Annotated in this window: 2 protein-coding genes; one reads left to right on the forward strand and one right to left on the reverse strand. The window is 74.0% G+C overall.

The features are described from left to right. Positions 1 to 14 precede the first annotated feature (14 nt). Complete coding sequence (locus COGEMETH_RS21580) at positions 15 to 1,487, reverse strand: S1 family serine peptidase (protein ID WP_238184714.1); 1,473 nt, start codon at positions 1,485 to 1,487, stop codon at positions 15 to 17. Positions 1,488 to 1,676: 189 nt separating this feature from the next. Here COGEMETH_RS21580 and COGEMETH_RS21585 point away from each other — a divergent pair, with 189 nt between their 5' ends. Then, positions 1,677 to 7,010, forward strand: coding sequence for an alpha-2-macroglobulin family protein (locus COGEMETH_RS21585; RefSeq protein WP_238184715.1), 5,334 nt, complete (start codon positions 1,677 to 1,679; stop codon positions 7,008 to 7,010). The last annotated feature ends 219 nt before the right edge of the window (positions 7,011 to 7,229 follow it).

A 7,229-nucleotide genomic window follows, 5' to 3' on the forward strand; every position in this document is an offset into this window, starting at 1 on the left:
TATGCGTCAGTGCACTAGCGCCCGCAGGTGACGGCGACGACCGCCTTCCCGACGACCCCCGCGACGGTGCCCAGGGTGCCGTCGCGAAGGGCGGCGGGCGGGGCGGCCATGATGCCGTTCTCGCCCAGGAAGGCGGCGACCGTCCCGCCTGGCACCAGGGCGAAGCTCGTTGGCGGCATCACGCCGGCGATGAGGCGCGGGGCGGAGGGGAAGCGGGCGACGAGCCCGGCGAGCCCGCCCGTCCTGTCGAGGATTGGCGCCCCCGCGGCGCCGGGCTGGAGCGGTGCGAACACGCCCCCCGCCCCGCTGCCCGAGCCGGGCGCCACCGCGATGCCCTCCGCCCCGGCCGCCACCACGACCAGGTTTTCCTCCGAGGCAAGCGGGTTTGCGCGAACGCCCGGCACGGCCGGCGCCGGCAGGCCTGCCGCCTCCACCAGCGCGAGGCCGCGGGCCGGATCGCTCTTCAGCACCCGGCCCGTACCGCCGCCGATCCGCAGGCCGGGGCAGGTCTCGACCACGGCGGAGGCCGTGAGCACGCGACCGGCCGCGACCACGAGCCCCGTCCCGGCCGGAGCCATGGGGCCGGGTGCCGCCGCCATCGCCGCCTGCGTCGCGGGCGGCCGGGCTGCGGGCGCCGGCGGCTTGGGCATGCCCTTTGTGGCGGATTCCTTGGGGGCGTCCGCCTTCGCCTCGACCCTGGGCGCCTCGGCGGCGGGCGCCGCACCGGGGAACGGGACGAAGCTGTTGGCGATGGCGATCACCAGGCGGTCGACCTGCGCCGCCAGCGCCCTGTCGTAGCCGAGGGCGAAGCCCCGGATGCCCTCCGCCCCCGAGGCGTAGCGGACGTAGGACCGGCCGGTGCCGGTCTCGGCCGTGACCACGACGAAGTCCGGCCGCTTCAGCTTGTAGGTCACCTTGCGGTCGTTCAGCGGCGCGGTGGCGCGCTCGAACAGGGCGTCGAGGTCGGTCTCGCCCTGTGGGAATGAGCGGCTCTCCAGGGTGACGCGCCCGTCCGCGCTCTGCCATCGGGTTCCGCCGGGCAGCGCGCTGCGCCTGGTGAGCAGCCCCTCCGGCACGCCCATGACGACCCCGCTCGCCGGATCGGGCTTCACCGTGAAGCGCGCCGCCTTGCGCGCGGTCTCGCCGGCCGCGAGGAGGGCGGCCCGCATCGCCGGCCCGAGCACGCCCCCCTGCGCGCCGGCGCGGGCACGGAAGGCGTTCAGGGCCTCGAAGGTGCGCCGGCCGAACCCGCCGGTGACGACGCTGTTGTAGTCCCCGCCCCAGACCAGGGCGTCCTGGATCGCCTTGCGCTCGGCCTCGGGCAGGGCCTCGAAGGCGGTGCGCATCGCCTCGAAGGCGGGGTCCGGCACTGTTGCGGGTGCGGCGGCGGGGAGTTTGGGCTTCAGGGCCTGGGCCTGCGCGCTTCCCGCGGCCAGGATGGTGAGCGTCGCGAGGGCGAACGACCGGGTGCGAGCACGACGCAGCATGGAGCATGAATCCCGTCGTTGAGGCTGCGCGAAACTGGCAGAGGGTCCGGGGAAATGCCAGAGCGCGGCCGTTGCTGCCCGCATTGCGGCGCCCACCGTAGATGATACGGTCCCGCCCGTGCCGCTCCGCACCGCGAATCGCCCCGCTCGGGGCGATGAGCCGGGGGGTTGGTCAGAACGGGGCGGGTCATGGCGGAATCCTCGAAGTCCGGGCGGCGGTTCGGGCTGCTCGCGGGCGGCCTCCTGGCGGGAAGCCTGGCGCTGGCGGGATTGTCCGAGAGCCCCGCGCAGGCGCAGGGGACGCCCGCGGCCCGCACGGCCCCGAAACCCGTCCCCGCGCGGCCCTCCCAGAAAAGCTTCGTCCGCGAAACCCTCGCCAGTGCCGCCGTGCGGCTGGAGACCGCCCTGAAGGCGGAAGCCGGCGGGCCCCTGAAGCCCGCCGCGCAGTCCCGGCGCGAGGGCGAGGGGCTGGTCGCCGGCCTCAGGCCGGCTGCGGCCATCGCGCCGCTGACCGCGGCGGTGGCCGCCGACCCGGCCGACTTCGCCAACTGGCTCGCCTATGCCCGCGCGGCCGACGCGGTCGCGGGCGACGAGGACAACAAGGACTACCAGCTGCGCGCCAGCTTGCGTGGCCGGGCGACGGCCGCCGCCTACCAGGGCTACCAGCGCGCGCGTAATCCCGCCGACGAGGCCTCGGCCCTGGCGCTGCTCGGCCAGATCCAGGGCGGCCGCTCCGAGTGGCGCCCGGCGCTCGAGGCCTATGCCGCGAGCCTCGCGCTGGCCGACGTGGCCGAGGTGCGCGAGACCTACGAGGAGATGCGCGCCGAGCACGGCTTCCGCATCCTCGACTACAAGGTGGATTCGGATGCGGCCGCACCGCGGGTCTGCTTCACCTTCTCGGAGGCCCTGGCGGCCAAGACCGACTTCGCCCCGTTCGTCGCGATCACCGGGGCCACGAACGCCGCGGTGACGGCGGAGGGCTCCCAGGTCTGCGTCGACGGGTTGAAGCACGGCAGCCGCTACGGCTTCGTCCTGCGCCAGGGCCTGCCCTCGTCGGTGGGCGAGAACCTGCTGGAGGCGGCCGACTACGAGGTCTACGTCCGCGACCGCGCCCCCCAGGTGCGCTTCACCGGCCGCAACTACGTCCTGCCCCGCACCGGCCAGGCGGGGGTGCCCCTGGTCTCGGTCAACGCCCCCAAGCTCGACGTTGAGGTGCTGCGCATCGGCGACCGCGGCCTCCTCCCTTCCCTGCGCTCCGAAGAGTTCCTGAGCCAGCTGAGCGGGGCCACGGCCAGGACGATCGCCGACCAGAAGGGCGTGCGGGTCTGGAAGGGCACCCTCGACACCGCCAAGGCCGAGACCAACCAGGAATCGGTGACGGCCTTCCCCGTGCTCCAGGCGGTGGGGCAGCTGGAGCCGGGCATCTACATCATGCTCGCCCAGGCCAGCGGCACCGCCCCGGCCTCGGAGGGGGAGGACGGCGGCTACGAGCAGAAGGCGACGCAGTGGTTCGTGGTCTCGGACCTCGGGCTCACCGCCTTCAAGGGCCGCGACGGGGTGCACGTCTTCCTGCGCTCGTTGGCCAGCGCCGCCGTGGTGCCGAATGCCGAGGTCCGCCTGATCGCCCGCAACAACGAGGTGCTTGCGACGAAGAAGACCGACAAGCAGGGCCACGCCGCCTTCGATCCGGGCCTCGCCCGCGGGGAGGGCGGCATCGCGCCGGGCCTCGTGGTGGCCCAGGTCGGCGACGATTACGGCTTCCTCGACCTGAATCTCGCCGCCTTCGACCTCTCCGACCGCGGCGTGAAGGGCCGTGCCGATGCGGGCGGGATCGAGGCCTACGTCTTCCCCGAGCGCGGGGTCTATCGCTCCGGCGAGACCGTGCAGGTCACGGGTCTGCTGCGGGATTCGAAGGGCGCGACTGTTGCCGGCCTGCCCCTGACGCTCGTGGTCAAGCGTCCGGACGGCGTCGAGTACCGCCGCGTCTCGCTGCCCGACCAGGGGCTCGGCGGGCGCGTCCTGTCCCTGCCGCTCCTGTCGGGGGCGATGCACGGCACCTGGCGGGTCACGGCCTTCACCGACCCGAAGGCGCCGGCCATCGGCGAGGCGAGCTTCCTCGTGGAGGATTACGTCCCCGAGCGGCTGGAGGTGAACCTCACGCCCGTCGGGCCGGCGCTGCGCAAGGGCGAGGCGGCGGAGGTCGCGGTCGCGGCCCGCTACCTCTACGGCGCGCCGGGCGCCGGCCTCGACGTGTCGGGCAGCGTCACGGTGCAGGCGGCCTCCACCAGCGGCATCAAGGGGCTGGAAGGTTTCTCCGTCGGCCTCGACGACGAGGCGGTGGAGGCCACGAGCCAGGAGATCGAGGCCCGTTCCACCACCGACGCCAAGGGCAACGCCACCGTCACCGTCCCGATTCCATCCGTGCCCGCGCCCCGGCCCCTGGAGGCGAAGATCACGCTGGCGGTGGGCGAGCCCGGCGGCCGGGCGCTGTCGCGCAGCCTCACCCTGCCGATCCTGCCCGAAGGCCCGGTCCTGGCGATCCGCAAGGGTTTCAAGGACGACCTGCCCGAGGGCGGCACCGCCACCTTCGACGTGGCGATGGCCGCCCCCGACGGGCAGCGTCTGGCAAAGTCCGGCGTGGCCTGGACCCTGTCGCGCCTCGACCAGACCTATCAGTGGTATCGCGCGGACGGGCGCTGGTCGTTCGAGCCGGTCAAGTCCGTCCGCCGCGTGGCGGACGGGCAGGTGGACCTCAAGGCCGACGCGCCGGCCAGGGTCTCGGCCACGGTGGGCTTCGGCAAGTACCGCCTGGAGGCGAGCGTGGCCGGCCAGCCGGCGGCCACCGCCAGCGTGACCTTCCAGGTCGGCTGGGGCGGCTCCGAGACGGCCGACGTGCCCGACCTCCTCGACCTCACTCTCGACAAGGCGGCCTACGGGGCCGGCGAGACCCTGCGGGCCCGGATCGCCCCGAAGTTCAAGGGCGGCGCGACGCTGGCCGTGGTCAGCGACCGGGTGCACGAGGTGATCGACGTGGCCGTGCCCGAGGGCGGCACCACGGTCTCGATCCCGGTCCGGCCCGAATGGGGCGCGGGCGCCTACCTCGTCGCCACCGCCTACCGCCCCCTCGACCAGGCGGCCAAGCGCCTGCCGGGCCGGGCGCTCGGGCTGGCCTGGTTCTCGGTGGACCGCGACAAGCGGGCGCTCTCCGTCTCGGTCCAGGCCCCGGAGAAGACCCGCCCGCGCCAGGATCTCACCCTGCCGATCAAGCTCGCCGGGCTTAAGTCCGGCGAGGAGGCGCGGGTGACGGTGGCGATGGTGGATGTCGGCATCCTCAACCTCACCCGCTACGAGGCGCCCAACCCCGTCGCCTACTTCTTCGGCCAGAAGGGGCTGGGGCCGGAGATCCGCGACCTCTACGGATACCTGATCGACGGCATGCAGGGGACGCTGGGGGCCATCCGCTCCGGCGGCGATGCGGGGGCGAGCATCAACGGCGAGGCCCCCCCGGCCCAGGCGCCGCTGGCCCTGTTCTCCGGGATCGTCCAGGTCGCGGCGGACGGCACGGCCAGCGTCACCTTCCCGCTGCCGGCCTTCAACGGCACCGGCCGGGTGATGGTCACGGCCTGGAGCGGCGACCGCGTCGGCCAGGCCCAGGCCGACGTGATCATCCGCGATCCCGTGGTGCTCACGGGCACCCTGCCGCGTTTCCTCAACGCCGGCGACCGCTCGCGCTTCTTCGTGGCGCTGGACAACGTCGAGGGGGCGGGGGGCGACTACGTCGTGGACCTCGACCTCGCCGGCCCGGTGCTGGTCGGCGCCGAGGCCGTGCGGAAAAGCCTGCGGCTGGAGGCCGGCGCCAAGGGGCAGCTCGTCATCCCGATCACGGCGGCGGGGCCCGGCACCGCCCGCCTCGACCTGACCCTCTCGGGGCCGGGCCTGCCCGCCGGCATCGGCCAGAGTTTTTCCCTCGGCGTCTCGCCCGGCACCGGGGCGCTCCTGAGGCGCAGCGTGCAGACCCTTGCGCCGGGCGCGAGTCTCCAGGTGTCGGCGGACATGCTCGCCGACATCCTGCCCGGCACCGGCACGGTCTCGGTGGCCGCCTCGGCGCTGCCGGGGCTCGACGTGCCGGCCCTGCTCCAGGCCCTCGACCGCTACCCCTACGGCTGCTCCGAGCAGGTGGTGAGCCGGGCGATGCCCCTGCTCTACGTCAACAGGCTCGCCGCGATGGACCGACTGGCGCTGGACGACAAGGCGGACGAGCGCATCCGCGAGGCGATCGAGCGGGTGCTGTCGCGCCAGGATTCGAGCGGCGATTTCGGCCTGTGGTCGGCCCAGGGCTCGAACGACCTGTGGCTGGCCGCCTACGTCACCGACTTCCTGACCCGGGCCCGCGAGCGGGGCTTTTCCGTCCCCCAGGTGGCCTTCTCCCAGGCGCTGGACCGCCTGCGCAACGCGGTGGCCAACACCACGGAGGTCAAGGAGGGCGGCACGGACCTCGCCTATGCCGCCTACGTGCTCGCCCGCAACGGCCGGCCGGTGATGGGGGACCTGCGCTACCTCGCCGACACCAAGCTCGCCGACTTCGCGACGCCGCTCGGCCGCGCCCAGATCGCCGCGGCGCTCGCCATGCTCGGCGACAAGGCGCGGGCGGCCAGGGCGATGGACTCGGCGCTCACTGCCCTCAGATCCGAGCGCGACCGGCAGAGCTACCGCGCCGATTACGGCTCGCGCCTGCGCGACGGCGCCGGCCTGCTGGCGCTGGCCGCCGAGTCGGGCCTTGCCCGCGAGGCGCTGACGCCCGTGGCCGCGGTCATCAGCGAGGAGCGGGCCTCCGGGCGCACCACCAGCACCCAGGAGAACGCCTGGATGGTGCTGGCAGCCCAGGGGCTGAGCAAGGAGGCCGAGGCCCTGTCCTTCACCGTGGACGGCGTGGCCCAGACCGGGGCGCTCGCCCGCAGCTACCGGGCGGCGGCCCTGGAGGCCAAGCCCGTCGCGATCACCAACACCGGCCGCGCCCCGGTGCAGGTGTCGCTGGGCATCAACGGCAACCCGGTGACGCCCGAGCCCGCGGAATCCCGCGGCTACACGGTGGAGCGGACGTTCCATCGCCTCGACGGCAGCGTGGTCGACCCGGCCCGCGGCGTCCGTCAGAACGACCGCCTCGTGGTGGTGCTCAAGGTGACGGAGGCCAAGGCGAGCGCCGCCCGGCTGCTGCTGGTGGACCGCCTGCCCGCGGGGCTGGAGATCGACAACCCCAAGCTCCTCGATTCGGACGCACTCACGGGGCTCGCCTTCGCCAAGACCGACGTGGCCCCGGTCCACACCGAGTTCCGCGACGATCGCTTCGTGGCCGCCTACGACCGGACGCCAGAGCAGTCGGCCTTCTTCACGGCGGCCTACACCGTGCGCGCGGTCTCCCCCGGCACCTACGTGCATCCCGGCGCCTCGGTGGAGGACATGTACCGCCCCGAGCGCTTCGGGCGCACCGGGTTCGGCACGGTCGAGATCGGGGCGGCGAAGTAGGGCGATGGGCGGCCGGGCGCCTCTCCCTCCCCCCTCTGCGGGGGAGGGTGCCTGCGGAGCAGGCGGGAGAGGGGAGCGCCGTATCCGGAGAGGGCGCTCCCCTCTCCCGACCCTCGCTAACGCGAGGCCCACTCTCCCCCGCAGAGGGGGGAGGGAAACGCCTTCAGGAACAGAGGCTTGTCGGAGTACCGCGCCGATCCAAGTCGAGCCCGAGACTTG

The sequence above is a fragment of the Methylobacterium trifolii genome, assembly GCF_022179685.1.
In the GTDB taxonomy this organism is placed as follows: Bacteria; Pseudomonadota; Alphaproteobacteria; order Rhizobiales; family Beijerinckiaceae; genus Methylobacterium; species Methylobacterium trifolii.